Here is a 25,278-nt window from a genome sequence, read left to right on the forward strand (position 1 = left end):
GGCGACCGCCTGTCATGTGGTGTAGACCAGTTACCGACGATTGGGTTGCTGTGACGTCATCTTTCGGTACGCACGACACAATCGCTCGCGAAGTTGGGCCAACAGTGCGTGAGGAGACCGACATGGCCACCAAGGCAGAGAAGATCGTCGCCGGGCTCGGCGGCATCGACAACATCGAGGAGATCGAGGGCTGCATCACCCGTCTCCGCACCGAGGTCTCCGACGCCTCGCTGGTCGACGACGCCGCCCTCAAGGCCGCCGGCGCCCACGGCGTCGTCAAGATGGGCACCGCCATCCAGGTCGTCATCGGCACCGACGCCGACCCCATCGCCGCGGAGATCGAAGACATGATGTGAGCCACCCGGCTCACCGACGGACGAGGGGGCTCCTTCCCACCGGGGGAGGAGCCCCCTCCCCGTCTACGACTAGGCTCGGCGCCATGTCACGCATCGACGGCCGCACCCCCGACCAGCTCCGCCCCGTCACCATCGAACGCGCCTGGAGCAAGCACGCAGAAGGCTCCGTCCTCGTCTCCTTCGGCGACACCAAGGTCCTCTGCACCGCCTCCGTCACCGAAGGCGTCCCCCGCTGGCGCAAGGGCAGCGGCGAGGGCTGGGTCACCGCCGAGTACGCCATGCTCCCCCGCGCCACCAACACCCGCGGCGACCGCGAGTCCGTCCGCGGCAAGATCGGCGGCCGCACCCACGAGATCTCCCGCCTCATCGGCCGCTCCCTGCGCGCGGTCATCGACTACAAGGCGCTCGGCGAGAACACCATCGTCCTCGACTGCGACGTCCTCCAGGCCGACGGCGGCACCCGCACGGCCGCCATCACCGGCGCGTACGTCGCCCTCGCCGACGCCGTCACCTGGGCCCAGGGCAGGAAGCTGATCAAGGCCGGCCGCCAGCCGCTGACCGGAACCGTCTCCGCGGTCTCGGTGGGCATCGTCGGCTCGGTCCCCCTCCTCGACCTCTGCTACGAGGAGGACGTCCGGGCGGACACGGACATGAACGTCGTCTGCACCGGCGACGGCCGCTTCGTCGAGGTCCAGGGCACCGCGGAGGCCGAGCCCTTCGCCCGCGACGAGCTCAACTCCCTGCTGGACCTGGCCGTTTCCGGCTGTACGGAACTCGCGCGCATCCAGCGCGCGGCACTTGATACCGTCCTCGGAAAGTAAAACGCAGACCAAGAGGGGTGCTGCCCGGGGGCAACCCCGCAGCGCCCCCCGGCGTCTTCGGCATTACCACCAACGGGGAGGAACACAGCAATGGCCATGTCCGCGAGCCGTCGACACCGGGGCCGAGGCCGCCGTACCGCCATCGCCGCGAGCGCCGCGGCCGTCGCGCTCACCCTGGGCTTCACCGTGACCGGCTGCGACGCCGTCAACAAGGCCCTGGACTGCGTCCAGACCGCCGACGCCATCGCCGACAGCGTCACCGAACTCCAGCAGGCCGTCGAGAACGCGTCCAACGACCCGACGCAACTGGAGGAGTCCCTCACCTCCATCGACAACAACCTCGACGAGATCGGCGACAAGACCGACAACGCCGACGTCAACAAGGCGGTCGACGACCTTCAGACGGCCGTCACCAACGTCCGTACGGCGGTGGAGAACGGCGACAACACCCCCGACCTCAGCCCGGTCACGGACGCGGCGGGAGAACTGACGAAGGTCTGCACGCCGTAGGGGCCCGATGCCGGGACTCGGGATACTGGGGACATGACCCGCCTGATCCTCGCCACCCGCAACGCCGGAAAGATCACCGAACTGAGGTCGATCCTCGCCGACGCAGGTCTCCCGCACGACCTCGTCGGCGCGGACGCCTACCCGGAGATCCCCGACGTCAAGGAAACCGGTGTGACGTTCGCCGAGAACGCCCTGCTCAAGGCCCACGCCCTCGCCCGGGCCACCGGCCTCCCGGCCGTCGCCGACGACTCGGGCCTCTGCGTCGACGTCCTGAACGGCGCCCCCGGCATCTTCTCCGCCCGCTGGTCCGGCACCCACGGCGACGACCGGGCCAACCTGGAACTGCTGCTCGCCCAACTCTCCGACATCGCCGACGAACACCGCGGCGCCCACTTCGCCTGCGCGGCGGCACTCGCCCTCCCGGACGGCACGGAACGGGTCGTCGAGGGCCGACTGACCGGCACCCTGCGCCACAGCCCCACCGGCACGAACGGCTTCGGCTACGACCCGATCCTCCAGCCGGACGGCGACACCCGCACCTGCGCTGAGCTCTCCGCGGAGGAGAAGAACGCGATCAGCCACCGGGGGAAGGCGTTCCGGGGGCTCGTCCCCGTCGTACGCGATCTCCTCGGGTAGGAGCTCACGTGCATGATGGTGCGGCCGGAGGGACTCGAACCCTCACGGGAGTTACCCCACTGGGACCTAAACCCAGCGTGACTGCCAGTTCCACCACGGCCGCCTGACACTGCCCGGCCATGCTACTTGCCGGGCGGCCTGCCCTGATCCCCGATTCCGTGATGATCTTGGCCACGTGCCCGTCACGCGGAGGCCGGACCCGCCCGGCGGTCCCGGAGCGCGCCGTGCGTTCCGGGACCGCCGGGGCACTCGGCACCGCTACGGGGCGGGGCTGGGAACTCCTGGAACTCCGGGAACCCCGGGGGCGTGGTTGAACAGGCTGAGGTTGAGGATGCTGTCCAGGATCTTGGGCGCGAAGACATAGGTGTTGCCGCAGTTGCCCATCACTGCCTCCTGGGCCAGGGCGCATACGACCTGGGGTGAGCCGTGCTGCTCGCCCGAGTCGGCCACGGCCCAGCCGGCGTCCGCGAGGACGAGACCACCGGCAGCTGCCACGATGACGGCCGCTTTCCTGATCACTGTGCCTCCTTTCCGTGTCGGTGTTTCGGCATCGCTGTCTCGACCACAATTCCAGGGCCGCCCACCGCGCACGGGGCAGCGGGGACCGACAGGCCACGGGGCCGGGCCCGATTTCACCCGTGCCGCTCAACCGCGCTGTCGGAGCGGCGGCACAGCCAGCCGTTGACGGCGAAGCGGCTGTCCTCGGGCCGTCCGCTCGGGCAGCCGACCTCGCGGACCTCGTGCCAGGCGGTGGGCCGGAAGAACACGATGCTGTCGTGCTCGGGCTCCCAGTCCCGCCAGGTGCGGTCCTCCCACGTCCCGACCCGGTCCGAGCCGAGCGGCAGTGCCACGTCGAACACGCGCAACGCGCCGCCCCGGAAGGGCCGTGGGGTGCCGTGCAGGTAGTAGACGAAGGTGAGCAGACGGTCGGAGGCGTAGCCGACACCATCGGTGTCCTGGTGCACGCCGTAGAAGTCGCCGTCGTTGTGCACGTTGAGGCCGTAACTCGGCTCGGTGTCACGGCAGGAGACACCGAGCGTGTGCTCGACGGCCTCCAGCACCTCGTCGATGGCCGCCAGCAGCTCCGGCGCGGCGAAGTCGCCCGAACGGGAGCGACGTACGGCCGGGATCACCTTGTTGCCGTCGACCGTGGACGGTGTCAGACCGCCGCCGGCCGCGGCGACGGCCCGCTCCAGCAGGGTGGCCGACGTCCGCCCGCCCAGGAAGCCGGTGATGCGGCAGACCGTCACCGGAAGCCGCCAGACCGCGTCCGCCGACACGTGTGACGACAGCTCCTCCGTCTCGGATGTCGATGTCGTGGTGTCCTGCACTGTCATCGTGCCCTGCCTTCGCGATCGCGTTGAGCGGGCCGCCCGCACGGGCCGACCCGCCCAAGGGGTGCGGATGCCGCTCTGTCGAAACCCCCCACGCGGCAACGACCGGTCCGGATGGTCGGTCACCCTCCTGCATTCGGTTGGCGGACAGCCGTGCGCGCATCGCGAAAGCGGGAACTCAGATGCCGAGGTCCTTGATGATCTTGGCCACGTGGCCCGTCGCGCGGACGTTGTAGAGGGCGTGTTCGACCTTGCCCTCCTCGTCGACCACGATCGTGGAGCGGATGACGCCCAGGTAGGTCTTGCCGTAGTTCTTCTTCTCGCCGAAGGCGCCGTACGCGTCGAGGACGGTCTTCTCGGGGTCGGCCAGGAGGGTGACCCTGAGGGACTCCTTCTCGCGGAACTTGCCGAGCTTCTCGGGGCTGTCCGGGGAGATGCCGATGACGTCGTAGCCGGCGCCGGCCAGGAGGTCGAGGTTGTCGGTGAAGTCGCAGGCCTGCTTGGTGCAGCCGGGTGTCAGGGCCGCCGGGTAGAAGTACACGATGACCTTGCGGCCCTTGTGGTCCGACAGGGACACCTCGTTGCCGTCGGCGTCGGGGAGGGTGAAGGCGGGGGCCACGTCCCCGGGCTGCAGTCGCTCGCTCATCGGTCCAGCGTAACCGGGGGTCCTGACAGTGCGGGGACGACGGGAACTGACAGACTGTGCAGAACAAGCATCAGCGGTGATTTCGGAGGCCTTACCGTGGCGGACACGTCGGACACCAGAACCCCGGCGCAGATCGAGGCGGACATCAAGGCCCGCCGTGTGAAGCTGGCCGAGACGCTGGACGAGATCGGGGTGCGGGTGCACCCGAAGACCATCGTCGGGGACGCCAAGGCCAAGGTCGTCGCCAACGTCGATCACACCCTCGGCAAGGCCTATGTCCAGGTCAACCGGGTCGTGACGGACGTCAGGGCGCAGTTCGTGGACGAGGACGGCGCGCCGCGGCTTGAGCGGGTCGTGCCGGTGGCGCTCGTCGTGGTCGGTGTGGTCGGGCTGCTCGCCCTCAGCACCCGGCGCCGGAAGTCGTAACGGCCCACCCGGCGGCGTTCCCGTACGGCGAAGGCAGGTAGGTTCGAGGCGTGAGCGGTAACAGAAGCGACCACAGCGGTCCCCAGCACGACAAGCTTCCCATTCGGATGCTCCACGACCGTGTCCTGGTGCGCCAGGACGCGAGCGAGGGCGAGCGGCGTTCCGGCGGCGGGATCCTGATTCCCGCGACGGCGGCCGTGGGCCGTCGGCTGGCGTGGGCGGAGGTCGTCGCGGTGGGGCAGAACGTACGGACCGTGGAGCCGGGCGACCGGGTCCTGTACGACCCGGAGGACCGGGCCGAGGTGGAGGTGCGGGGCGTGGCCTATGTGCTGATGCGGGAGCGCGACCTGCACGCGGTGGCCGCGGACCGGTTCGAGGGCTCGGAGGACACGACCGGCCTGTACCTGTAGATCGACGTACCTGCAGATCGACGCACCTGCAGATCGACGCACCTGCAGATCGACGCACCTGCAGATCGACGGCGAAAGGGGCCGGTGACCATCGTCACCGGCCCCTTTCGCTGCCATGCTCCTCGCCCTGTTCCTGGTCGCCGTGATCGGTCTCAAGGCGACCAGCGGCCACTGAGCCGTGTCCTAGTCCAGCTCCCTGCGGGTCGTGAGCTGCGTGCCCGTGCCCGTCGTCGTGCCCTGCGAGCCGCTGCCCGGGGTGCCCGCGTCGCCGGTGCCGGTGGAGGTGCCCGCGTCGCCGGTGCCCGTGGAGGTGCCGGCGTCGCCGGTGCCGCCGTCGGCGGTCCCGGTGGAGGTGTTGCCGTCGGTGGTGCCCGAGGAGGTGTTGCCGTCGGTGGTGCCGCCGTCGGTGGTGCCCGTGCCGGAGGTCGTCGAGCCGCCGTCCGTCGTGCCGCTGCTGGTCTGGCCCTGGGTCTGGCCCTGCGTCTGACCCTGGTCGCCCTGACCGCCGGGGGTGGGGGAGCCACCGGTGCCGGGGCTCGGGGAGGACGGGCTGGAGGGGATGCCGGTGTCGGCCGAGCCCGGCTGGACGTCGAGGTCGAAGTCGTGGGCCGTGGTGCCCTTCAGGGCCTCCTTGATGAACTGCGCCCAGATCTCGGTCGGCGCGCCGCCCCCGTTGATACGGGCGAGGCCCATGGCGCCCTTGAGGGACTTGTGGGCGGCGGTCTCGGGGTCCTGGCCCATGACGGCGACGACGGTGGCCAGGTCGGGGGTGTAGCCCGCGAACCAGGCGGCCTGGTCCTCCTCCGCGGTGCCGGTCTTGCCGGCGGCGGGGCGGCCGGCGGCGAGGGCGGCGGTGGCCGTGCCGTTGTTGACGACGCTCTGCAGGACGGCGGTCGTGGTGTCGGCGGCCTCGCGGCTGACGGCCTGGGTGGTCTTCCGCTTGGGCAGGTCGACGCTCTGGCCGTCCTTGGTGACCTTCTCGATGATCGTGTACGTGCCGTGCTTGCCGTGGTTGGCGAGCGTGGCGTACGCCTCGGCCATGTCGAGGACGCTCGCGGTGGCGGTGCCCAGGGCGATGGACGGGTAGGGGTGGAGGTCGGGGGTGTCGGTGGGCAGGCCGAGGTCGATCGCGGTCTGCTTGACCTTGGCGGGGCCGACGTCGACGGCCATCTGCGCGTACACGGAGTTCACGGACTTGTCGGTGGCCTGGCGCACGGTGATGTTGCCGTAGTTGACGTAGTCCTCGTTCTCGGGCGCGTAGGTGCCGCCGCTCCAGCCCTGGACGGGGCGCCTGTTGGTGCCGTCGTAGATCGTGTTCGGGGTGATCGTGCGGCCGTCCTGGGTGGTGGAGTCGTTCTCGACGGCCGAGGTGAACACGAAGGGCTTGAAGGTGGAGCCGACCTGGAAGTCCTGGCGGGTGGCGTTGTTCGTGTACTGCTTGATGTAGTCGATGCCGCCGTACATCGCGAGGACCTTGCCGGTCTTGGGCTCGACGGCGGCGCCGCCCGCGCGGACGTAGGTGTCGACCTTGCGGTTCTTCTTGTCGAGCTTGTCCATCAGCTGGTCGTTGACGGCGTCGACGAAGGCGTCCTGCTTCTTCTTCTGGATGGTGGTGGTGATGCGGTAGCCGCCGGCCTCCAGGTCCTCGGAGGTGACGATCTTGTTGTCCTTGAGGTAGTCCTTGATCGCGTTGACGAGGTAGCCGCGCTGCCCGGACATGCCGGTGTCGGCGCCGGAGGTCTCCTTGGGCGTGGGGAACTTCATGCCCTGGCGCTCGGACTCGGAGAGCCAGCCCTTGGTGACCATGCCGTCGAGGACGTAGTTCCAGCGGGCCTCGGCGGCCTTCTTGTTCTCGGGGTGGGCGATCACGTCGTACTCGCTGGGCGCGTTGACGAGTGCGGCGAGGTACGCGCCCTGGGCGGCGGTGAGTTCGGCGGCGTCGATGCCGTAGTAGGCCTTGGCGGCGGACTGGATGCTGTAGGTGTTGCGGCCGAAGTAGCTGGTGTTGAGGTAGCCCTCGAGGATCTCGTCCTTGGACTTCTCACGGTCCAGCTTGATCGCGATGAAGAACTCCTTCACCTTGCGGGTGACGGTCTGTTCCTGCGCGAGGTAGTAGTTCTTGACGTACTGCTGGGTGATCGTGGAGCCGGACTGCTTGCCCTTGCCCGTCGCGGTGTTCCACCCGGCCCGGAGCATGGCCTTGGGGTCGACGGCGGACTCGCTGTAGAAGTTGCGGTCCTCGGCGGCGAGTACGGCGTGCTGGGCGTCCTTGGAGATCTGCGAGAGGTCGACGTTCTCCCGGTTGATCTCGCCGTCGCGGGCGATCTCGGTGCCGTCCGCGTACAGGTAGACGTTGGACTGCTTGGTGGCGAGCGCGTTGGCCGGCGGGATCTTGACCGTGGAGTAGCCGAGGTAGAACAGGCCGACGAGGAGCAGCACTCCGAGGACGAAGGTGCCGAGCACCATGCGCCAGGTGGGGATCAGCCGCCGCCAGCCGGTGCGCTTGGGACGCTTGGGCTTCTTGGCGTCCCCCGGCGGTTCACCCGGTGCCCAGCCCTCGGTCGGCTGCTGCGGCTGCGGCTCGTCACTCATGTGTTGCTCGGACTCCTGTTTCGCGTCGTACGTTCCCGTACGTCTCGTACGCCTTCTGCGTCCCCTGTTGAAGACTCTCGCACCAAGCGTTCCGTTCCCGGCAATCGGCACGCGTTGTGCCCGAAAACGCGTGGCACGTCACAGTGCCCGCGGACTAGGCTCCTGCGCTTCGGTGTCGTAGAGGTGGACGAACGGGCGAGGAGGAAGGTTGCCGTGGGTTCGGCGCGGTTGTACGCGGCCGTCGCAGCGGGGGGTTTCAGAAGGTACGCGACCTATCGGGCGGCGACCGCCGCAGGGGTGTTCACCAACACCGTTTTCGGCCTGATCCTCGTCTACACATACCTGGCGTTGTGGGACGAGCGGCCGCACCTCGGGGGCTACGACCAGGCGCAGGCGGTCACCTTCGTCTGGCTGGGCCAGGCGCTGTACGCGACGCTGGCGATCCAGGGCGGCGGCTTCGAGATCGATCTCATGGAACGCGTCCGTACGGGTGAGATCGCGATCGATCTGTACCGCCCGGCCGATCTGCAGGCGTGGTGGCTGGCGAACGACCTGGGGCGGGCGCTGTTCCAGCTGCTGGGGCGGGGGGTGATCCCGTTCGTGTTCGGGGTGTTGTTCTTCCCGTCGGCGCTTCCGGACGATCCGGTGACGTGGCTGGCCTTTCTCGTGGCGCTGTCGCTGGCGATGGTGGTCAGTTTCGGGATCCGGTTCCTGGTGGCGTTGAGCGGTTTCTGGCTGATGGACAGTCAGGGGGCGCTGCAGGTGCTGATGGTCACCGGCATCTTCTGCTCGGGGATGACGCTGCCGCTGAACGCCTTCCCGGGCGGGCTCGGCGAGGTCGTACGGGCGCTGCCGTGGGCGGCGCAGTTGCAGATGCCGGCGGATCTGCTGATGGGGGAGGCGGACGCGCTGCCGGTGTTCGCCTTCCAGGCGGTGTGGGCGGTGGTGCTGCTGGCGGCGGGGCGGCTGGTGCAGTCGGCGGCGACGCGCCGGGTGGTGGTGCAGGGTGGGTGAGAACATCCGGTCGGTGGAGGACGTCCGGGCGGTGGAGGACGTCCGGGCGGTGGAGAACATCCGGTCGGTGGAGGACTTTCCGCTCACCGGGGGCAACCGTCTCGCGGAGGGGCTGCGGGCCTACCGGCTGATCGCCGGGATGTGGATCCGCTCCACGCTGGCCTACCGGGTGTCGTTCGTGATGACGGCCTTCGGCGGGGCGCTGGTGACCGGGCTGGACTTTGTCGCGATCTTGCTGATGTTCTCCCGGGTGGACACCCTCGGCGGCTACACGCTGCCCGAGGTCGCGCTGCTGTACGGGCTGTCGGCGACGTCCTTCGGGATCGCGGACCTGATGATCGGTTCGGCGGGCCGGCTGGGCACCCGGGTGCGGGACGGCACGCTCGACACACTGCTGGTGCGGCCGGCGCCGGTGCTGGCGCAGGTCGCCGCGGACCGGTTCGCGCTGCGCCGGCTGGGCCGTATCACCCAGGGGATCCTGGTCCTGGGCTATGCGCTGGTCGCGCTGGACGTCGGCTGGACGCCGTCGAAGGTGCTGCTGGTGCCGGTGATGGTGGTCTGTGGCGGGGTGATCTTCTCGGCGGTCTTCGTGGCGGGCGCGGCCTTCCAGTTCGTGGCGCAGGACGCCTCCGAGGTGCAGAGCGCGTTTACGTACGGCGGTCAGACGCTGCTGCAGTATCCGCCGACGATCTTCGGCAAGGAGCTGGTGCGCGGGGTGACGTTCATGTTCCCGCTGGCCTTCGTCAACTGGGTGCCCGCGGCCCATGTGCTGGGCCGGCCGTATCCGCTGGGGCTGCCCGAGTGGGCGGCGTTCGCGCCGCCGTTGGTGGCGGTGGTGTGCTGGACGGGGGCCGGGCTGGCGTGGCGGGCGGGGCTCAGGTCGTATCGGAGTACGGGGAGTTAGCCGTGGCAGACAACAGTGCTGAGCACGCGTTCATCGAACTGGACCGGGTGGAGAAGGTCTTCGACGTGCGCAAGAAGACCGGCTTCCTGAAGCGGGAGGTGCGGCGGGTGCGGGCCGTCGACGCGATCTCCTTCACCGTGGCGCGCGGCGAGATGGTCGGCTACATCGGGCCGAACGGCGCCGGGAAGTCGACGACCATCAAGATGCTCACCGGCATCCTGGTGCCGAGCGGCGGCCGGCTGCGGGTCGCGGGCATCGACCCGTCGCGGGAGCGGACGCGCCTGGCGCACCGCATCGGGGTGGTGTTCGGGCAGCGTACGACCCTGTGGTGGGACCTCCCCCTGATCGACTCCTACCGGCTGATGCACCGCATGTACCGCATCCCGGACGCCCGTTACCGCGAGAACCTCGACCGTCTGGTCGAACTCCTCGATCTCGCCGACCTGTTGGACGTCCCCGTACGGCAGCTCTCGCTCGGCCAGCGGATGCGCGGCGACATCGCGGCGGCCCTGCTGCACGATCCCGAGGTGCTGTACCTCGACGAGCCGACGATCGGCCTGGACGTCGTGTCCAAGGCGCGGGTGCGGGAGTTCCTGCGCGAGCTGAACGCCGAGCGCGGCACGACGGTCCTGCTCACCACGCACGACCTCCAGGACATCGAGCAGCTGTGCTCCCGGGTGATGGTCATCGACCACGGGCGCCTGGTCTACGACGGTGCGCTCGCCGGTCTGCACGAGGCGGGCGAGAGCGAGCGGACCCTGGTGGTGGACCTGGAGCGGGAGCTGCCGCCGATCGAGGTGGTCGGCGCGCAGGTGGTGAGGGTGGAGGGGCCGCGGCAGTGGCTGGCGTTCCCGGCATCGGAGTCGGCGGCTCCGCTGGTGGCGCGGATCGCGGCGGAGTATCCCCTGGTGGATCTGTCGGTCCGCGAGCCGGACATCGAGGCCGTGATCGCGCGCATGCTGTACTCGTTGGGGGACACCCCCAAACCCCCGCCGGAACGGGAGACCGTAGTGCCGGGCGCGCAGAGCTCGTAGGCTGCTGACATGACCGACGACGCAGTCCCGGACCTCCGCGCCTCCGACGCCGATCGGGAGCGGGTCGCCGAGGTCCTGCGGGACGCCCTCGCCGAGGGCCGTCTCGACATGACGGAGTTCGAGGAGCGGCTGGAGCAGACGTATCAGGCGCGGACGTACGGGGAGTTGGCGCCGATCACCCGTGACCTGCCGGTCGCCGGGGTGACGCCTGCGCCGCCCGTGGTGTCGCTGCGGAAGGATCCGCCGGCGGACGGGAGTTGGGCCGGGCGGATCACGGGCGGCGAGGGGTCGTCGACGTGGGCCGTGGCCGTGATGTCCGGCTTCCAGCGCAAGGGCCGCTGGATCGTGCCCCGGCGGTTCAACTGCTTCGCCTTCTGGGGCGGCGGGGAGATCGACCTGCGGGAGGCGGACTTCGCCGCCGGTGAGGTCGAGATCAACTGTGTGGCGATCATGGGCGGGGTGCAGATCGTGGTGCCGCCGGGGGTGGAGGTCGTCGTCCGGGGGATCGGGATCATGGGGGGCTTCGACCAGCGGGAGACGGGGGTGCCGGGGGAACCGGGGGCGCCTCGGGTGATCGTCACCGGGTTCGCCTTCTGGGGCGGGGTCGGTGTGGAGCGCAAGCTGACGCGGGCAGCCCGGCGGCAGGCGAAGCTGGAGCGGAAGGCTGCGCGGGCGGAGCTGCGCGAGGGGCGTCGGGACCGGGACCGTCACTTGGGGCACTGATCCGGTTACGCGGGAACAGCCGTGCCCTTCAGGTCCTCCAGGTCCAGCGTTTCCGCCATCACCCGGTACCCCCGGTCGCTCGGGTGGAGGTGGTCGCCCGAGTCGTAGTCGTCGCTCAGGCTTCTGGGGTCGTAGGGGTCCCTCAGGGCCTGGTCGAAGTCGACGACGGCGTCGTACACGCCGCCCTCGCGTATCGCCTCGTTGATCCGCTGTCGCACGCCCTCGCGGGCGTCGGTGTAGCCGCGGTGGCCGCGGAACGGGGTCAGGGTGCTGCCGACGACCTTGATGCCACGGGCGTGGGCGCGGTCCACGAGCGTGCGCAGGCCGGCCACGACCGCGTCCGGGTCGGCCAGCCGGGGGTTGCGGAGGATGTCGTTGATGCCCAGGTCGATGACGACGACCTTGACGTTCGTACGGCCGAGGACGTCCCGTTCGAAGCGGTTGAGGCCACTGGCGCCCCGGCGGGGGTCGTCGGCGAGGACCTGGTTGCCGCTGATGCCCTCGTTGACGACGCCGTAGCGGGGCGCGTCCCCGCCGGACCGCACGGTGGTGCGCAGGCGGTCGGCGAGGACGTCGGGCCAGCGGCGGTCGGCGCCCGCGGTGGAGGTGATCCCGTCGGTGATGGAGTCGCCGAAGGCGACGACGGTGCCGTCGGCCTCGTTGCTGAGGACGTCGAGCGCGGTGAGGTAGCGCCAGTACTCGGTGGTGCCGGTGTACGCGGCGCCCGTCTCGTCCTCGGTGTGCTCGCCGTCGGCGACATAGCTCGTCTGCCGCGCGTGCGGGTGGTAGGTGACGGGGCCGGAGGAGGTGGGGGAGTAGGTGCTGACGAGGATGTCGGAGTCGTGCGGGAGGGTGACGGAGACGGCGTCGCTGACGGTCTCGCCGCCGGGCGGGACGGTGACCGTGGCGGCGCCGCCGAAGGTGAGCCGGCGCAGGGTGCCGGTGGCCGCCGCCGCGCTGTCGTCGCCGGCGGCGACAGCGAGGGTGGCGTGGGTGACGGTCAGCGGGCGGGTGCCGTAGAGATTGGACAGCGTGACGCGGGCACTCGTACCGCCGACACTGGTGTGCACGACGTTGCGGACGGTGCGGCCCGCCATACCGGTGGTCCCGGTGCCCGGTTCGCCGCCGACGGGGGAGGCGGCCCAGGTGCCGGCCCAGACGCCGGTGGAGACGGGGGCGGCCGGGTCGTCGGGCGCGGCCGGTGCGGCCAGGGCGCTGTCCGCGCGGCGGCCGGGGCCGTGGTCGGCGGCGACTCCGACGTACAGCGCCGTGGACAGGGCCACGACAAGCGCGACGATCGCGCCCAGAAGGGCGCCGTGCCGTGTGGGGGACACCCCCACACCCCCGGCGTACTGCCTGGTCATGCGGGTCCGGTTCTCCTCGGTGAGGGAGCTGTGCCGCTCCGAAGGTCCTGCGTAGGAGTTCTCACCGTTGAGTCCCCCGTTTGAATGACGCCGGGAACTCTTGTTCCGTTCCAGGAGTCGGTCAAGTAGGGACAATGTTTGCGTGCGGGACGCGGGGGATGGGGAACGGGTGGAGTTGATGGATCGTACGGAAGCGGAACCGACCGTGACGGACCCGGCACGCGCGTCGTATCGCGCCATGACCGTCTTCAGCGCGGCCGACGAGGAGAAGCAGCGCGGGGTGCGGCGCATGAAGCTCACCGCGGCCGGGCTGCTGCTGTTCGTCGCCGTGGTCTACGTGCTGGCCGAGTGGGCCTCCCACCAGGGCGCCGGCGCCTGGGCCGGGTATGTGGCGGCGGCCGCGGAGGCGGGCATGGTGGGCGCGCTCGCCGACTGGTTCGCGGTCACGGCCCTGTTCCGGCACCCGCTCGGCCTGCCCATCCCGCACACCGCGATCATCCCGAACAAGAAGGACCAGCTGGGCGTCTCGCTCGGCGAGTTCGTCGGCGAGAACTTCCTCTCCGAGGACGTCGTACGGCAGCGGCTGCGCGCCGTCGGCATCGGCACCCGGCTCGGTGCCTGGCTCGCGGAGCCGGAGCACGCGGACCGGGTGACCGAGGAGCTGGCGACGGCCCTCAGGGGCGCCCTGACCGTGCTGCGCGACTCGGACGTGCAGGCGGTGGTCGGGGAGGCGATCACCCGGCGGGCCGACGCCCAGGAGGTCGCGCCCGGCATAGGCAAGATGCTGGACAGGGTCGTCGCGGACGGCGGCCACCGGCGGGCCGTGGACCTCGTGGTGTCCCGGGCGCACGACTGGCTCGTGTTCCACGGCGACTCGGTGATGGACGCGGTGCAGGGCGGCGCGCCCGGCTGGACGCCGCGTTTCGTCGACCGGAAGGTCGGCGAACGGGTCTACAAGGAGCTGCTGCGGTTCTGCGCCGAGATGCGGGACATGCCGTCCCACCCGGCCCGGGGCGCCCTGGACCGCTTCCTCGCCGACTTCGCCTCCGACCTGCAGTCCGACACCGACACCCGGGCGCGGGTGGAGCGGCTCAAGGGCGAGGTGCTGGGCCGGGGCGAGGTCCAGGACCTGATCGCGTCCGCCTGGACCGCCGTCCGCTCCATGATCGTGGCGGCCGCCGAGGACGAGCGCAGCGAGCTGCGGCTGCGGGTGCGGGCCTCGCTGCTCACGCTGGGCCGGCGGATGGCGACCGAGCCCAAGGTGCAGGCGAAGGTCGACAGCTGGGTCGAGGGCGCGGCGGTGCACGTCGTGACGACGTACCGGAAGGAGATCACCTCCCTGATCACCGACACGGTGGCGAGCTGGGACCCCGAGCACACGACCCGCAAGATCGAGGCCAACATCGGCCGTGACCTCCAGTTCATCCGGATCAACGGCACGGTGGTGGGCTCACTGGCGGGCCTGCTGATCTACACGGTGGCGCGGGCGCTGGGGGCGTAGGCCGCACCCCGGCCGAGGGCAGTCGTGCCGCCCACCCGGCGGCGGCCGTCACACCTCCCCAGCGCGGGCAGTCGTGTCGCGGGGCTGGCGCCCACCTGGCGGCGGCTGCCGTATCTGCTGAGCCGCGGGCAGTCGTGTCGCGGGGCTGGCGCCCTCCCGGCGGCGGCTGCCGTATCTGCTGAGCCGCGGGCAGTCGTGTCGCTGGGGCGATGGGGGTCCCCCGCTCGAGCGAAGCCGAGAGTGGGGGAGGGTGGGCGCGGCGGCACCCCTCAGCGGGCAGCGCCTCGACCCACCCCCGGCCCGCGCCAGCAGGCGGCGCCTACTCGGCCGCCCGCCTGGCCCGGTCCCTCCGTCGCAGCAGCAACAAGCCTCCCGCGAGGGCCGTGAGGCCGGTGGTCGCGGTCCAGGCGACGACATCGCTGGAGCCGGTGGCCGCGAGGTCACCGCCCTTGCCGGAAGCAGCCGTCGCAGAGGCGGAGGCCGAGGCGGCAGCTGGGGCCGTGGGCGACGGATCCGCTGCCGCCGACGAGCCGCTCGCGGAGGGCGAGGGCGTCCCGGACGCAGCGCCGGCGGACGCGACCCTGTCCCGCGTGAACGCCAGCGTCCCGAACCCGAGCTGGTCGTAGCCCCCGCTGTTGGGCCCGTAGTCCCCACCACCCCCCTCGGGCGCCGCCTTCGCCGCGATCCGCGTGAGGTAGGGCGCGGACACCCCCCGCCGCTTGGTGTAGTGATTGGCGATCATCGCCCAGATGGGCCGGGTCATCGCAGGGTCCACCCCCGCCGCGTCGGCCGCCGTCTCGGTACCCGACCACCCCCCGATCGCGCCCTTCTTACGGGTATTGGCGGTGTAGCTCACCTCGCCGCCCAAGCTCCACTTGGCCACGTACTGGGCACCCTTGAGGAAGCGGCTGTCGTCGTAGCCGTACAGATCGATGCCCTGGTTCCACGCCATCTCGCAGAACGTGCCCATCAGCCCGACCCCGAGCAGCGCGTGCCCCTGGTCGCGCCCGGCCTCCAGCCACTCGGCGAGGCCGTCCTCCTGCACGACGGGGATGGCGTTCTTCACCGAGCCGAGCCCGGCACCGTGCTTGAAGTACTCCACGGCCTGCTCGACCTTCGCCGTGTCGTCGCAGAAGATGCCGGTGGCCAGGACGCAGGCCATGGCCGTGAGGTCCCAGTTGGGCCAGTAGTTGGTGACGACGGCGCCGTTGTGCTTGACCAGGAAGCTCTCGCTCAGCGGGGAGAAGACGGACGTCAGCATCTTCTGGAAGCGTTCGAGCTCGAAGTCCGGCCGGTCACGGACGAGCTCGGCGGCGTTGGCGGCCTGGTAGCCGTACAGTCCTGCGGCCAGGAACCGGTCGGCGTTGCCCGCGAGCGAAGTCAGCTTCGCCGACCAGGCGTTGAGGATCGCGACGGCGGTGTCCGCGTGCGCGCTGTCGCCGCTGACGTGATACCGCAGGCCGTTCTGGTACGCGGCGTGGAGGTCGTTGTAGAGGATCGCGTAGTTCTGGCCGGTGCCTCCCCGGACCACGGTCGTCTGCGGGTTCGCCGCCCAGCCGCTCTGCGCGTGCCGGTTGGCGGTCAGCTTGGCGTACCCGGCCGTGTAGGGCGCGGCCCCCGCCTTCACCTTGGCGGCCATCCGCTCCAGGTCGGCGCGGGTGTGCAGCAGACCGGGGTGCGCGTAGCCGGCCGCGGCGGCCGGCGGGGCCGTGGCGGCACCGACCGCGGCGGCCCCGGCCGCCACGCCCGCGGCCTTCAAAACGCTCCGGCGGCTGATCTGTCGAGGTCGAGTCAGGTGCATGCCCAGGGAGACGGGCAGGCCCCGCACCGATAACGAAAACTCGACCGCCCGAAGCCGCTACGCCCCCGTCGTCGACCCCGGCCGTACGATCATCAGGACCGTCACCGCCGCCCACAGCAGGTTGAACATCCCGGTGAACATGGCGAGCCGGACGGTGGTCTCCCGCGTCCCTCGGCCCTCGACCAGCACCTCCTGCCGGGGCAGGACGAGCACGAGCAGCACACCCGCGGCCAGGACGGTCAGCACGATCGACGCGATCAGCCAGGCGTCGCCCATCACCCCCATCGCGCCCGCCGTGGCGAACCCGAAGACGGGCACGGCGATGCCGACGGCCGCGTACACCTGGCAGATGCGGTGCAGCAGCCGTACGGTCGCGCCCGCCCGTTCGTCGTCGGGCGCGGCGAGGAACTGGCGGGCGGCCGGCGGGAACATGCTGGCGGCGACGGTGACGGGACCGATGGCGACGATCGCGGCCAGCACATGCACGGCGAGCAGAAACTTGGTCACGGACCGACGCTAGGCGGCACGCGGATCTTGGAGAAGTGGCGCAAGTGCCAGGGATCAACGGATTCCCGCCAGCCCCGCTCGTCAGGGGCGACGTGCCCGGCACTGCCAGGAGGCCCGGTTGGCGGAAAGCCGTCGTATGCCTACGCTCTCGCCATGCACACCGTGGCCGTACTGGCGCTGGACGGGGTCATCCCCTTCGACCTCTCCGCCCCGATAGACACCTTCGGCTGGGCGCGGCTGCCCGACGGCCGCGAGGCCTACCGGGTGCGGGTCTGCTCGCCGGATCCCGGCGGGGAGGTGCGGGCGGGGACGTTCACCGTGCGCGCGCCGCACGGGCTGGAGGCGCTTGCGGAGGCGGACACGATCGTGCTGCCCGGCGTCGCGCACCCGCCGGAGGTGCTGCCACCGGGCGTCGCCGAGGCGCTGCGGGACGCGGCGGCGCACGGCACGCGCATCGCCTCGATCTGCGTGGGGGCGTTCCTGTTCGCCGCGACGGGCCTGCTGGACGGCCTGCGCGCCACCACGCACTGGATCGCCGCGCCGGACCTGGCGGCGAGGTACCCGAAGGTCACCGTCGACCCGCACGTCCTGTACGTCGACAACGGCCAGTTCCTCACCTCGGCGGGCGCGGCCGCGGCCCTGGACATGTGCCTGCACATGATTCGCAAGGACCACGGCTCGGCGGTCGCCGCGCACGCGGCGCGGATGGCGGTCATGCCGCTGGAACGGGAGGGCGGCCAGGCCCAGTTCATCGTCCACGACCCGCCGCCCGCGCCCGCCGGGGCGACCCTGGAGCCGCTGCTGTCCTGGCTGGAGGACAACTGCGGACGCGACCTGACACTGGACCAGATCGCCGAGCAGGCCGGCATGAGCAGTCGTACCCTCAACCGCCGCTTCCGCGAACAGACCGGCACGACGCCGTTGCAGTGGCTGCACCGGGCGCGGGTGCGACGGGCGCAGTACCTGCTGGAGACGACGGCGCATCCCGTCGAACGGATCGCCGTCCAGGCCGGTTTCGGCTCGCCGACGGCGTTCCGGGAACGCTTCCGCAGGGTGGTCGGGACGAGCCCGCAGGGGTACCGGAGGACGTTCCGGTCGGGGGCGGCGCGAGCATGATCACCGCGGTGCGCCGTCAGCCCCGCCGGTCCGCCACCGCCCAAGAGGCCAGCGCGACGGCGCCCGCGACCCCGAAGACGGCCGGCCAGGCGCCCACCTTCTTCGCCAGCGGATGGGACCCGGCGAAGGCGGCGACATACGCGGCGCTCAGCGCCCCCGCGGCCTTCCCGCCCGCCCGCTCCCGCCACTGCTGCGCGGCCGCCGCCCCCGCGACGGCCAGCACGGCCCCACCGAGCTGCCGCTTCTTCGTCCACCGGGCCACCCCGTACCCACCGACGAGCCCACCGGCGGCGATCACCGAACTGGGAACCTTCGCCATGCCTGCCTCCTCCAAGGTCATCTCAGTGGTTACGAGGCTAACGGGACCCGCTCGGAGGTCCGGTGTCGGCGTGACCGTCCCGGACTCCGCTCAGCTCCGCCCCGCCCGACGGCGCTCGCCCGGCTCCTGGCCCCGCTTGTCCATCACAGCTCGCTCCAGCACCGCGCTGGTGAAGAGGACCGTCCCCTTCTTGCCCCGCTTGGTGTCCCGGCTGAAGACGGTGCGTTCGCCGAGATAGTCGAGGGTGGTGCCGTCGAAGATCCACTCCGTACGGGTCCCGTCCGCCGTGTCCTCACGGGCGATCGCGATCCCGTGCCGCCCCGCCGCGTCGACGGCGTCGGGCAGCTCGGTCACGCCGGGAATCCGCGCGGCGGCCCGGTAGAAGGCGGCGGCAGTGGCGGAGGGCATGATCTGCTCACTGATGAGGTCGCCGATCTGATTGAAGACGGCCTGGCCCCGGTCCGCACGGGTCTCGTCCCGCGGCGTCTCCTTGTAGAGCAGCTTCAGCAGCGCGTCGGGATCGGCGGGCAGGGAGGCGAGCCAGGCGTAGGTGGGCCGTCCGATGCCGGCCGGATACCCGGCGTCCTTCGGATCCATGCCGTCCGGCACACCCACCTCGATCGGCCAGTCCTGCCCGTACTCGCGGATCAGCCCGATGTCGATCGTCGACTCCTCCCGCTGCGAGAACCACACCTGCCGCTCATGCGGCTTCCCCAGCTTGACGGGTCCTTCGAAGACACCTTCGTTGTCGGCCGTCCTGCTGCGCACGTACACGAACTGGTCCTCGCCCACCGGTGTGACATCGGTCCGCATGGCGACGGCGGCGATCCGGTCGAGGGTCACGGCGGCGCTACGACTCCCCCCTCCCGTACGGGCGGCACCGGGCCGCGTGGCTGTGCCGTCGCCGTGCTGCCCCGCGCCGATCCCCACGGTCAGCCCGGCGGCCAGCGCGACGGCGACGGCCCCCGCGACGAGAGCGGGCCGGGAGAACCTGCGGGGCCTCGGCAGGGAACGGTCGCTGTCCGCACGCCGGTCGCGGGCGTGGTCGCGGGCGTGGTCGCGGGCGTGGTCTCGATCGATGAGCTGCATCAGTACGTCCTTGTGATGGGAGTGACGCCCGGAAGGCAGCTCCCGCTCGACGGCCCCGGCGGGCAACAGCCGTGCCAGTTCCTCGAGTTCCTCCTGCTCGGATCCGGCCGGAGTGGAGTTCATCGGGCTTCCTCCTGAATGGGCAGGGCCACGAACGCGGCCTCACTCCCTACCTCTCCGCGACGAACCCGCGGTTCCATAAATCCTCTATGCGAGTTAGATGGCGTACGTCCCGCGCGCGCGTCCCCGTCCACGAACCCCCGCAGCCGCGCCCGCGCCCGCGACAGCCGCGACCGTACGGTCCCGACGGGCACCCCGAGCGCCTCGGCGGCCTGCGCGTAGTCGAGCCCACCCCACACGCACAGCGCGATGACCTCCCGCTCGTGCCGCCGAAGCCGCCCCAGCACCCGCCGTACGTCGGCGAGACGCCGAGCGTCATCGACCCTCCCGGCGACCTCCTCGGCGAAGTCGTCGACCGCCTCGGCCTCCACCTCCGGTACCCGCCGGGCCAGAAAGGCGAGCCGCCGCCGCAGACTCCGGTCGGCGTTGCGCGCCTTGTTGGTGGCGATCCCGAACAGCCACGGCCGCAACGACCCCCCTTCGGCCTCCACGTCCCCCCGCCCCCGCCAAGCGGCCAGAAACGTCTCCGACATGACCTCCTCGGCCGCCGACCAGTCGCCGGTCAGCCGCAGGGCATGGTGGTAGACGGCCGTGGCATGAAGCTCGTACAGCTCGGCGAACGCCTCACGTTCCCCGCCCCGCACCCGCCTCCGCAGCCGCCCGTCGTCGTCATCGTTGGATCTCTCGGACCTCACAGACCTCACACATCTACCTCTCCGCGCCCCGGGAGCCGGTTCCCGTGGCGTGGCTCACATGCGCGACCGCCGCTCCCGCTGCGCCCGGGGGCGGGTCGACGCGTCGGAAATCATTGACGTGTCGGAAATCCCCGACGTATTGTCGATGCCATGCCCCAGGACGTCTTCGGCGCACTGGCCAACCCCGTACGGCGCCAACTCCTCGATGCCCTACGGGACGGCCCCCGGGCGGTCAACGACCTCGCCGGCCGCTTCGAACTGAGCCGCCCCGCCATCTCCGAGCACCTCCAGGTCCTCCGCCAGGCCCGCCTCGTCCGCGAGGAGCCACGCGGCCGCCAGCGCTTCTACCACCTGGAACCCATGCCACTGGCCGAGGTCGGCGAGTGGCTGCACCCCTTCGAGCACTACTGGCGGGCGAGGATGCGCTCACTGGGCGACGTGCTCGACGAACAACGAAACGAAGCACACCGGAACGACCACCCCACCAAGGACCCCCAGCCATGACCCCCGCCCCCTCCGCGATTCACTGCGACCAGTTCCTGCCCCACCCCCCGGCCGCCGTCTGGAAGGCCCTCACCGACCCGGACCTGCACGCCCGCTGGTGGGCCGCCGGCGACGTACGCCCCATCGTCGGCCACCGCTTCACCCTCGACATGGGCCCCTGGGGCCAACAGCCCTGCGAGGTCCTGACCGTCGACCCGGAACGCCTCCTCCGCTACAGCTTCGCGGAAGGCAACCTCGACACGACGATCACCTGGCGCCTCGAACCCGAGGGCACCGGCACCCGCCTCTTCCTCACCCACGAGGGCTTCGACCTCGACTCCCCCCTGGGCAGGGCGGCCTTCGAAGGAATGGGCGAGGGCTGGCCGCACGTACTGGCGAGCCTGTCGAAGACCCTGGATCAGGCGTAGACGGACCCACGACGGCTCGCGAACGATCTCCTTCCGGCGAGTACTGATCACCTGCGGAGAGGTCCGCGTGTCGCGCGCCCGACGGTGCTGACCTGGGGACGCGACATGACCCGGGACGACGAGAGTCGGATCCCGGCGTCACCCTCCACCACACCGGAAGGAACCGCATGAGCGACATGACCGCCGCTGCCCGCCGGCCCGCCTACGCCCTGGCCGCGGTCACCGCGATCCTCCTTGCCCTGGTCGCGTTCAACTCGTTCCCCTCGTTCTCGCCCTCCGCCGACGCCGCGGCCGCCAGGCCCGTCGTCAAATCGAAGTACTTCTTCTCCGAGACCACCATCTCCTGCCCGTCCGGCTGGAAGGCAACGGGCGGCGGCGTCGGAGCCGACGACGAGTTCAACGTGTTCGTCTCCCGCACGGAACCGACCCGCAACTCCTCCGGCAGGCCCGTCGGCTGGAAGGCCAACCTGAAGCAGAGGTCGAACGGCAGCGGGGCCAACGGCACGATCTATGTGATCTGCGCGCCCTGACCCGACCGTTCGCCGTAACGAAACGCGAAGGCCGCGGCCCTGTGGGGCCCGGCCTTCGCCTCCAGTACGCGCGGATCGCGGTCTGTCACTGTCCCTGAATACGGCCCGAGCCAACTGAGCTACGACCGGTCATCAGCACTGCATGATTCGCGAAGAGCGAGTCGAGTTCGAAGCGTCGGCGGATGTGTGCCGTCCACTTGGCGTCCGGAAGATCGGTGTACGACGTGACCATCCGGGCCCGGCCGGCCTGGGTGAGGATCCATCGGGCCTGATCCGCACCGCTGGCGCGACCGCCGAGGTCGCGCGCGAGGCGCCACAGCTCCTCCCCGTCGGTCTGTTCATCGACGACGGTGACGAGCCCGATGTCGCCGAGGCCGCGTTCGTCGCTGGACTGGGTGGTGTAGGCGACGGTGAGGTCTTCGAGGGGGAAGACGGTGACGCGGCTGGTGGCGGTGAGCTCGGTCAGGCGCACGCGATGAGTCCGTTCTGGCACTGGGACTGGCACTGGGACTGCGACGGGCGGGGCGACCGTGAGGACGGCCGACCCGCACTGTCGGCGGAAGGAATCAGCAGCCGTCGCCGTCGCCGCAGCAGGCGGGCGGGTTGCAGTCGGCGGCCGTGCCCCACAGCCGCTCGTCGACCTCGAAACCGGCGGCCCGAATCCTGTCGACGACGTCGACCATGAGCCCACGCGTGCGGACCTTGCCGTTCGGCTGGTGGTGCAGGAAGTAGCCGAAGCTGCGCTCGCACCACTCGGCGTACCAGCCGGTGTGCAGGATGAGCGTGTGCCAGCCGGGATCGACCCGTTCCGACGGCGCCATGCTCGCCCCCTCACCACTCGTCCCCATCACGAAGACGAGCGCGAGCGCCTGGTCGACGACCCGGTCCGCGACACAGCGCTCCAGGCCGTACTCGTCGGCGCAGAACGCGGCAAGCGTGTCGAACTCGGCGTTGGTGACGAGGGAGCGGCCGGTGCGGGGATGGGTGGCGATGGGGACGGAGGGGAGGCTGGGAGCCGGGATGGTGTGGAGCAAGGGTTCACCTCACAGGGGGAGAGGACCATCGGACAGGTACCGGGGGCATTCGGCGCGGTGGCTGTAGGTCGTGTACGGCGGTCCGGATGCCCTGTCGTGGATATGGCTGTCGTACGTCTCAGCCGACTGAATGCGGAGCTGGCATCTACAACAGATGAGAACCAGCGAAGGGCTTCGCGGGGCGGCAGCGGCGGCAGCCGTTCCGTCCCAGGAGCTGATGGAGGGCAAGGTCAGCTCCCTGCTCAGCCAGCCTCAGCCTGGCTGGTCAACCGCGACCGCCCAGTCTGGACCAAGGCAACGATCGACCGCGGCGGGACCAAGTCGCCCTCATATCGCGGTGGGACCACCCAGTACGTGCCTGGAGGCTGCTGCTGGTCGAGACGTGGCACTCCCAGGTAGGTGCCTTGGCTGAGACAAGTAGCGACCTCCCCGTACGGCCAGACCAGACCCACGTGACCCTGGATGAGGGCGTAATACGTTCCGCCAGAGACTCGGTGGTCGTAGATGATCGATCCTCCGAGTAACGTCCCCAGGCGAACCGCTACTTCGTCCCGATCCTCGGTTCTGACAGCAGCATGGACCACGACACCTGCCATACGTACTGCAGCGAAGCGCTCGCCGAGAGGCAGCAGCGCCACGCCTTGTGTCACCCATTCCCTTCGCGGCCGCTGCGGTACTGGGTGGGCTCTGGCGAGCCACTCGGCGATTGCTCTGTCCAAGGCCGCTTGTGTGTCCATGGTCTGCCCTGCTCCCTTTCGTCGTTCGGCGGTGGGGCATGACTAGAGTCCAGGACCTAGGCGTGCGATTCGAGGACTTCAGTAGGCCTCTAAACGGACTTCAAAAGGGCCTTAATGACGCCCCAGGGGTGATGTACTGCTTCACAGAGGACTTACTGTGGGAAGGTGGGAGCGTCCGTCAATGGGAGGTGTCTCGTGCCTCGACCTGCAGGCAACATTCGGCTCAAAGCCGCCCGCGTGGCTGCTGGCTTCAACTCACAACAGGACTTGGCCGACGCCCTGACCGAGAGCGCGAAACCCCTGGGCATCCGTGGCCTGTCCATCGGCGTGCGCCAAGTGCGTCGCTGGGAGTCGGAGAGCCCGCCCTGGCCGCAACCGGACTGCCAGCGAGTACTCGTACATCTCCTGGGCCAGAACATGGAGTCGCTCGGCTTCACACCCCCATGGGGTTCCAGTGGGCCACAGCCCGACCAGACACGGCGCACTATGGTCGCCGGCGGAGCTGCCGCACTGGGACTGGCAGTCGTGCAGAGCCGAGCCGTAGCCTCACCTCAACCGCCAACGGCTGGCACGGACTTCGAGACCGTGACGCGGTCCCACCGTCGGCTCTACTGGTCTGTCGCCCCCAGCAAACTGCACCCCGCAGTCGTAGCGCACGCAACGCTGGGCTGTTCCCTGCTTCCTGAGACCACCGACTCCACGCGGCGCACGATCGCAGCCGCGCTCGCCGAGACTTATCTCCTCGCAGGACGCATCGAGTTCTTCGACCTGCGCGAACCGAGCACCGCGAGCGAGACGCTTCTTCTGGCCCTGCAAGCCGCGGGCGAGGCCGACGACCAACTGCTCGGCTCGGCGATCATCGCGCACATGGCGTTCATCCCTGGTTGGGCGGCCGATCGCGAAGCGGTCCTGGAGCGTATGACGGCGGCGCGTACCTACGCCCGCCGTGCCTCCACGTCCGCTGAGTTCCTCGCATGGCTCGACGCGGTGGAAGCCGAATGTGAGACCCGTTGTGGCAATACCCGGACGGCCCTCCACCTCATCGGTCACGCCGAGGACATTTTGAAGGCCGGTAACGACCACCCGTCGCCCGAGTGGATGGACTGGTTCTCGCCGGCACGCCTCGCTGCCTTCAAGGGAAACACCCAGCTCATCGCGGGCCACCTCCCGCAGGCCCGCGACACTCTGCTGGGAGCCCTGGAGGCGATGTCACCTGCAGAGGACAAACAACGCACAGTCATTTACGGCGACCTGGCGGCGGTCGAAGCAGCGGCCGGAAACCTCGAACGCGCGTGCACGTACGCGGGCAAGGCCCTCGATCAGCTTGCCGTCACCTGGTATGCGACCGGTATGGACCGGGTACGTGAAGTGCGACGAATGCTCGCCCCTCATCAGCACGATCGTTGTGTACGTGACCTTGACGATCGTCTGTATGACTGGCAGACGACGGTCAGCGCTCTGACCCGTTGAACTTGCTTACCAAATCCGGAAGTTCAAGCAAGCTGTCGACCCGGAACGTCGGCAACTCCCGGGCCTCGGTGCTGTTCCACTGGATGGTCGCCCACGGCCCGCGACGCACGAGCGCTGTTGGCATACCCGCCTCCCGCGCCGGGCGGATGTCGTTGTCGCACCGATCCCCGACGTAGAGGATCGAGTCGACTGCGAAGGGCACCACGTGGGCAACGCGCTTGAAGAACTCGGGATCGGGCTTACTGGCCCCCCAGTCGTCCGACGTGCCGATGAGATCGACGTCCCGGGAGAACAAGTCACGCAGAATCCGCCCCGCCCGCACGGTCTGGTTGCCCGCGATGCCGAGCCACAGCCCAGCGCCCCGAAGCTGGGCCAGCGCCGGCCGAACATCCGCGTACAGATCTGTCTCACCGAACGCCTCCGCCTGCCCGGCGGCAGCCCGCTTCTCACGTTCCTCGTAGAGATCGAACCCCGGCTGGAACTCCTGGAAGGTCTCTCGGTAGTCCCGACCCTGAGCGATGACAGCCCCAAACATGGCGTGGAATGTGTGCCTCGGCACCCCCAGCCAGTCGGCCCATGTGCCGTACTCCCGGGTCTCGTCCACCAGGCACTCACCGACGTCAAAGACGACTGCGCGAATCATGGGGGCAGGGTATCGAGGCACACCGCGCACTTACT

Annotated in this window: 29 protein-coding genes and 1 tRNA gene; 16 read left to right on the forward strand and 14 right to left on the reverse strand. The window is 70.2% G+C overall.

Annotated features, from left to right (window positions below; translation table 11 throughout):
• The first annotated feature begins 122 nt into the window (after positions 1-122).
• From ACIRF9_RS00715 to rdgB, 4 genes are all read left to right on the forward strand, one after another.
• Entirely contained in the window at positions 123-356 is a 234-nt protein-coding gene (locus ACIRF9_RS00715) for a glucose PTS transporter subunit EIIB (protein ID WP_133915021.1), read from the forward strand.
• An 83-nt stretch (positions 357-439) separates the two neighbouring features.
• Complete coding sequence (gene rph / locus ACIRF9_RS00720; protein ID WP_403814199.1) at positions 440-1,177, forward strand: ribonuclease PH; 738 nt, start codon at positions 440-442, stop codon at positions 1,175-1,177.
• Positions 1,178-1,273: 96 nt separating this feature from the next.
• Positions 1,274-1,687, forward strand: a complete 414-nt coding sequence (locus ACIRF9_RS00725) for a hypothetical protein (RefSeq protein ID WP_403816052.1) — start codon at positions 1,274-1,276, stop codon at positions 1,685-1,687.
• A 33-nt stretch (positions 1,688-1,720) separates the two neighbouring features.
• Positions 1,721-2,323, forward strand: a complete 603-nt coding sequence (rdgB, locus tag ACIRF9_RS00730) for an RdgB/HAM1 family non-canonical purine NTP pyrophosphatase (RefSeq protein WP_403814202.1) — start codon at positions 1,721-1,723, stop codon at positions 2,321-2,323.
• Between the two features lie 16 nt (positions 2,324-2,339).
• Here rdgB and ACIRF9_RS00735 read toward each other — a convergent pair.
• The 4 genes from ACIRF9_RS00735 to bcp all read right to left on the reverse strand — a co-directional run bounded on the left by ACIRF9_RS00735 (position 2,340) and on the right by bcp (position 4,303).
• Positions 2,340-2,426: transfer RNA gene (locus tag ACIRF9_RS00735), tRNA-Leu, on the reverse strand.
• A gap of 155 nt (positions 2,427-2,581) precedes the next feature.
• Positions 2,582-2,842, reverse strand: a complete 261-nt coding sequence (locus tag ACIRF9_RS00740; protein ID WP_403814205.1) for a hypothetical protein — start codon at positions 2,840-2,842, stop codon at positions 2,582-2,584.
• Between the two features lie 113 nt (positions 2,843-2,955).
• Positions 2,956-3,660 carry a 2OG-Fe(II) oxygenase gene (locus tag ACIRF9_RS00745; protein ID WP_403814208.1) on the reverse strand — a complete coding sequence of 235 codons (705 nt, stop codon included), beginning with the start codon at positions 3,658-3,660 and terminating at the stop codon, positions 2,956-2,958.
• A gap of 175 nt (positions 3,661-3,835) precedes the next feature.
• Positions 3,836-4,303 (reverse strand): thioredoxin-dependent thiol peroxidase, encoded by a 468-nt coding sequence (gene bcp, locus ACIRF9_RS00750; RefSeq protein WP_403814211.1) that lies wholly within the window; start codon positions 4,301-4,303, stop codon positions 3,836-3,838.
• Between the two features lie 96 nt (positions 4,304-4,399).
• Here bcp and ACIRF9_RS00755 point away from each other — a divergent pair, with 96 nt between their 5' ends.
• Both ACIRF9_RS00755 and ACIRF9_RS00760 read left to right on the forward strand, forming a co-directional pair.
• Positions 4,400-4,729, forward strand: coding sequence for a DUF3618 domain-containing protein (locus ACIRF9_RS00755; protein WP_403814213.1), 330 nt, complete (start codon positions 4,400-4,402; stop codon positions 4,727-4,729).
• A gap of 107 nt (positions 4,730-4,836) precedes the next feature.
• Positions 4,837-5,139 carry a co-chaperone GroES gene (locus ACIRF9_RS00760; protein WP_179123375.1) on the forward strand — a complete coding sequence of 101 codons (303 nt, stop codon included), beginning with the start codon at positions 4,837-4,839 and terminating at the stop codon, positions 5,137-5,139.
• Between the two features lie 183 nt (positions 5,140-5,322).
• On the opposite strand, the gene ACIRF9_RS00765 is transcribed toward ACIRF9_RS00760, so the two are convergent.
• A complete protein-coding gene (locus ACIRF9_RS00765; RefSeq protein ID WP_403814216.1) occupies positions 5,323-7,731 on the reverse strand; it encodes a transglycosylase domain-containing protein in 2,409 nt (802 codons plus the stop codon).
• Between the two features lie 213 nt (positions 7,732-7,944).
• Here ACIRF9_RS00765 and ACIRF9_RS00770 point away from each other — a divergent pair, with 213 nt between their 5' ends.
• The 4 genes from ACIRF9_RS00770 to ACIRF9_RS00785 all read left to right on the forward strand — a co-directional run bounded on the left by ACIRF9_RS00770 (position 7,945) and on the right by ACIRF9_RS00785 (position 11,406).
• Entirely contained in the window at positions 7,945-8,745 is an 801-nt protein-coding gene (locus ACIRF9_RS00770; RefSeq protein ID WP_403814219.1) for an ABC transporter permease, read from the forward strand.
• A 139-nt stretch (positions 8,746-8,884) separates the two neighbouring features.
• Complete coding sequence (locus ACIRF9_RS00775; RefSeq protein WP_403816055.1) at positions 8,885-9,649, forward strand: ABC transporter permease; 765 nt, start codon at positions 8,885-8,887, stop codon at positions 9,647-9,649.
• Positions 9,650-9,651: 2 nt separating this feature from the next.
• A complete protein-coding gene (locus ACIRF9_RS00780; protein ID WP_403814222.1) occupies positions 9,652-10,683 on the forward strand; it encodes an ATP-binding cassette domain-containing protein in 1,032 nt (343 codons plus the stop codon).
• A gap of 9 nt (positions 10,684-10,692) precedes the next feature.
• On the forward strand, positions 10,693-11,406 hold the full coding sequence (locus ACIRF9_RS00785) for a DUF1707 domain-containing protein (RefSeq protein ID WP_403814225.1): 714 nt from the start codon (positions 10,693-10,695) through the stop codon (positions 11,404-11,406).
• Between the two features lie 5 nt (positions 11,407-11,411).
• Here ACIRF9_RS00785 and ACIRF9_RS00790 read toward each other — a convergent pair whose 3' ends face one another.
• Positions 11,412-12,770, reverse strand: a complete 1,359-nt coding sequence (locus ACIRF9_RS00790) for an SGNH/GDSL hydrolase family protein (protein WP_403814228.1) — start codon at positions 12,768-12,770, stop codon at positions 11,412-11,414.
• 178 nt (positions 12,771-12,948) lie between these two features.
• Between ACIRF9_RS00790 and ACIRF9_RS00795 the strand changes: the two genes are divergently transcribed.
• Positions 12,949-14,271 carry a DUF445 domain-containing protein gene (locus ACIRF9_RS00795; RefSeq protein ID WP_403814230.1) on the forward strand — a complete coding sequence of 441 codons (1,323 nt, stop codon included), beginning with the start codon at positions 12,949-12,951 and terminating at the stop codon, positions 14,269-14,271.
• Between the two features lie 319 nt (positions 14,272-14,590).
• Here the strand turns inward: ACIRF9_RS00795 and ACIRF9_RS00800 are convergent, their stop codons facing one another.
• Together ACIRF9_RS00800 and ACIRF9_RS00805 are read right to left on the reverse strand one after the other, a co-directional pair.
• Positions 14,591-16,072 carry an alginate lyase family protein gene (locus ACIRF9_RS00800; RefSeq protein ID WP_403814232.1) on the reverse strand — a complete coding sequence of 494 codons (1,482 nt, stop codon included), beginning with the start codon at positions 16,070-16,072 and terminating at the stop codon, positions 14,591-14,593.
• Positions 16,073-16,129: 57 nt separating this feature from the next.
• On the reverse strand, positions 16,130-16,579 hold the full coding sequence (locus ACIRF9_RS00805) for a hypothetical protein (RefSeq protein WP_403814235.1): 450 nt from the start codon (positions 16,577-16,579) through the stop codon (positions 16,130-16,132).
• Between the two features lie 153 nt (positions 16,580-16,732).
• Here ACIRF9_RS00805 and ACIRF9_RS00810 point away from each other — a divergent pair, with 153 nt between their 5' ends.
• Positions 16,733-17,695 carry a GlxA family transcriptional regulator gene (locus ACIRF9_RS00810; RefSeq protein ID WP_403814237.1) on the forward strand — a complete coding sequence of 321 codons (963 nt, stop codon included), beginning with the start codon at positions 16,733-16,735 and terminating at the stop codon, positions 17,693-17,695.
• Positions 17,696-17,711: 16 nt separating this feature from the next.
• Here the strand turns inward: ACIRF9_RS00810 and ACIRF9_RS00815 are convergent, their stop codons facing one another.
• From ACIRF9_RS00815 to ACIRF9_RS00825, 3 genes are all read right to left on the reverse strand, one after another.
• On the reverse strand, positions 17,712-18,014 hold the full coding sequence (locus ACIRF9_RS00815; protein WP_403814240.1) for a hypothetical protein: 303 nt from the start codon (positions 18,012-18,014) through the stop codon (positions 17,712-17,714).
• 90 nt (positions 18,015-18,104) lie between these two features.
• Positions 18,105-19,226: a CU044_5270 family protein gene (locus ACIRF9_RS00820; protein WP_403814243.1), complete on the reverse strand. Its 1,122-nt coding sequence runs from the start codon at positions 19,224-19,226 to the stop codon at positions 18,105-18,107.
• A complete protein-coding gene (locus ACIRF9_RS00825) occupies positions 19,223-19,879 on the reverse strand; it encodes an RNA polymerase sigma factor (RefSeq protein ID WP_403816058.1) in 657 nt (218 codons plus the stop codon). Before ACIRF9_RS00825 ends, ACIRF9_RS00820 begins: the two co-directional genes overlap by 4 nt.
• A 189-nt stretch (positions 19,880-20,068) precedes the next feature.
• Here ACIRF9_RS00825 and ACIRF9_RS00830 point away from each other — a divergent pair, with 189 nt between their 5' ends.
• The 3 genes from ACIRF9_RS00830 (at position 20,069) to ACIRF9_RS00840 (ending at position 21,359) form a co-directional block, all read left to right on the forward strand.
• Positions 20,069-20,422 carry an ArsR/SmtB family transcription factor gene (locus ACIRF9_RS00830; RefSeq protein ID WP_403814246.1) on the forward strand — a complete coding sequence of 118 codons (354 nt, stop codon included), beginning with the start codon at positions 20,069-20,071 and terminating at the stop codon, positions 20,420-20,422.
• Positions 20,419-20,829, forward strand: coding sequence for an SRPBCC domain-containing protein (locus ACIRF9_RS00835; protein WP_403814249.1), 411 nt, complete (start codon positions 20,419-20,421; stop codon positions 20,827-20,829). Before ACIRF9_RS00830 ends, ACIRF9_RS00835 begins: the two co-directional genes overlap by 4 nt.
• 167 nt (positions 20,830-20,996) lie before the next feature.
• Positions 20,997-21,359: a hypothetical protein gene (locus ACIRF9_RS00840; RefSeq protein WP_403814252.1), complete on the forward strand. Its 363-nt coding sequence runs from the start codon at positions 20,997-20,999 to the stop codon at positions 21,357-21,359.
• An 85-nt stretch (positions 21,360-21,444) separates the two neighbouring features.
• Here ACIRF9_RS00840 and ACIRF9_RS00845 read toward each other — a convergent pair whose 3' ends face one another.
• Complete coding sequence (locus ACIRF9_RS00845) at positions 21,445-21,831, reverse strand: hypothetical protein (RefSeq protein ID WP_403814255.1); 387 nt, start codon at positions 21,829-21,831, stop codon at positions 21,445-21,447.
• 94 nt (positions 21,832-21,925) lie between these two features.
• On the reverse strand, positions 21,926-22,393 hold the full coding sequence (locus ACIRF9_RS00850; RefSeq protein ID WP_403814258.1) for a hypothetical protein: 468 nt from the start codon (positions 22,391-22,393) through the stop codon (positions 21,926-21,928).
• A 932-nt stretch (positions 22,394-23,325) separates the two neighbouring features.
• Here ACIRF9_RS00850 and ACIRF9_RS00855 point away from each other — a divergent pair.
• Positions 23,326-24,600, forward strand: a complete 1,275-nt coding sequence (locus ACIRF9_RS00855) for a transcriptional regulator (RefSeq protein ID WP_403814260.1) — start codon at positions 23,326-23,328, stop codon at positions 24,598-24,600.
• Here ACIRF9_RS00855 and ACIRF9_RS00860 read toward each other — a convergent pair.
• Entirely contained in the window at positions 24,581-25,243 is a 663-nt protein-coding gene (locus tag ACIRF9_RS00860; protein WP_403814263.1) for an HAD family hydrolase, read from the reverse strand. The genes ACIRF9_RS00855 and ACIRF9_RS00860 overlap by 20 nt on opposite strands.
• Positions 25,244-25,278: the final 35 nt, after the last annotated feature.

The sequence above is a fragment of the Streptomyces sp. NPDC096132 genome (assembly GCF_044763345.1).
In the GTDB taxonomy this organism is placed as follows: domain Bacteria; phylum Actinomycetota; class Actinomycetes; order Streptomycetales; family Streptomycetaceae; genus Streptomyces.

Excerpts from the sequence above, each read along its gene's own strand:
- rph (WP_403814199.1), top strand. The coding sequence starts at position 440 with ATGTCACGCATCGACGGCCGCACCCCCGACCAGCTCCGCCCCGTCACC.
- ACIRF9_RS00830 (WP_403814246.1), top strand. The coding sequence starts at position 20,069 with ATGCCCCAGGACGTCTTCGGCGCACTGGCCAACCCCGTACGGCGCCAA.
- bcp (WP_403814211.1), bottom strand. The coding sequence starts at position 4,303 with ATGAGCGAGCGACTGCAGCCCGGGGACGTGGCCCCCGCCTTCACCCTC.
- ACIRF9_RS00715 (WP_133915021.1), top strand. The coding sequence starts at position 123 with ATGGCCACCAAGGCAGAGAAGATCGTCGCCGGGCTCGGCGGCATCGAC.
- ACIRF9_RS00835 (WP_403814249.1), top strand. The coding sequence starts at position 20,419 with ATGACCCCCGCCCCCTCCGCGATTCACTGCGACCAGTTCCTGCCCCAC.
- ACIRF9_RS00775 (WP_403816055.1), top strand. The coding sequence starts at position 8,885 with ATGTGGATCCGCTCCACGCTGGCCTACCGGGTGTCGTTCGTGATGACG.
- ACIRF9_RS00840 (WP_403814252.1), top strand. The coding sequence starts at position 20,997 with ATGAGCGACATGACCGCCGCTGCCCGCCGGCCCGCCTACGCCCTGGCC.
- ACIRF9_RS00760 (WP_179123375.1), top strand. The coding sequence starts at position 4,837 with ATGCTCCACGACCGTGTCCTGGTGCGCCAGGACGCGAGCGAGGGCGAG.
- ACIRF9_RS00820 (WP_403814243.1), bottom strand. The coding sequence starts at position 19,226 with ATGAACTCCACTCCGGCCGGATCCGAGCAGGAGGAACTCGAGGAACTG.
- ACIRF9_RS00815 (WP_403814240.1), bottom strand. The coding sequence starts at position 18,014 with ATGGCGAAGGTTCCCAGTTCGGTGATCGCCGCCGGTGGGCTCGTCGGT.
- ACIRF9_RS00725 (WP_403816052.1), top strand. The coding sequence starts at position 1,274 with ATGTCCGCGAGCCGTCGACACCGGGGCCGAGGCCGCCGTACCGCCATC.
- ACIRF9_RS00860 (WP_403814263.1), bottom strand. The coding sequence starts at position 25,243 with ATGATTCGCGCAGTCGTCTTTGACGTCGGTGAGTGCCTGGTGGACGAG.
- ACIRF9_RS00800 (WP_403814232.1), bottom strand. The coding sequence starts at position 16,072 with ATGCACCTGACTCGACCTCGACAGATCAGCCGCCGGAGCGTTTTGAAG.
- ACIRF9_RS00765 (WP_403814216.1), bottom strand. The coding sequence starts at position 7,731 with ATGAGTGACGAGCCGCAGCCGCAGCAGCCGACCGAGGGCTGGGCACCG.
- ACIRF9_RS00795 (WP_403814230.1), top strand. The coding sequence starts at position 12,949 with ATGGATCGTACGGAAGCGGAACCGACCGTGACGGACCCGGCACGCGCG.
- ACIRF9_RS00785 (WP_403814225.1), top strand. The coding sequence starts at position 10,693 with ATGACCGACGACGCAGTCCCGGACCTCCGCGCCTCCGACGCCGATCGG.
- ACIRF9_RS00745 (WP_403814208.1), bottom strand. The coding sequence starts at position 3,660 with ATGACAGTGCAGGACACCACGACATCGACATCCGAGACGGAGGAGCTG.
- ACIRF9_RS00810 (WP_403814237.1), top strand. The coding sequence starts at position 16,733 with ATGCACACCGTGGCCGTACTGGCGCTGGACGGGGTCATCCCCTTCGAC.
- ACIRF9_RS00790 (WP_403814228.1), bottom strand. The coding sequence starts at position 12,770 with ATGACCAGGCAGTACGCCGGGGGTGTGGGGGTGTCCCCCACACGGCAC.
- rdgB (WP_403814202.1), top strand. The coding sequence starts at position 1,721 with ATGACCCGCCTGATCCTCGCCACCCGCAACGCCGGAAAGATCACCGAA.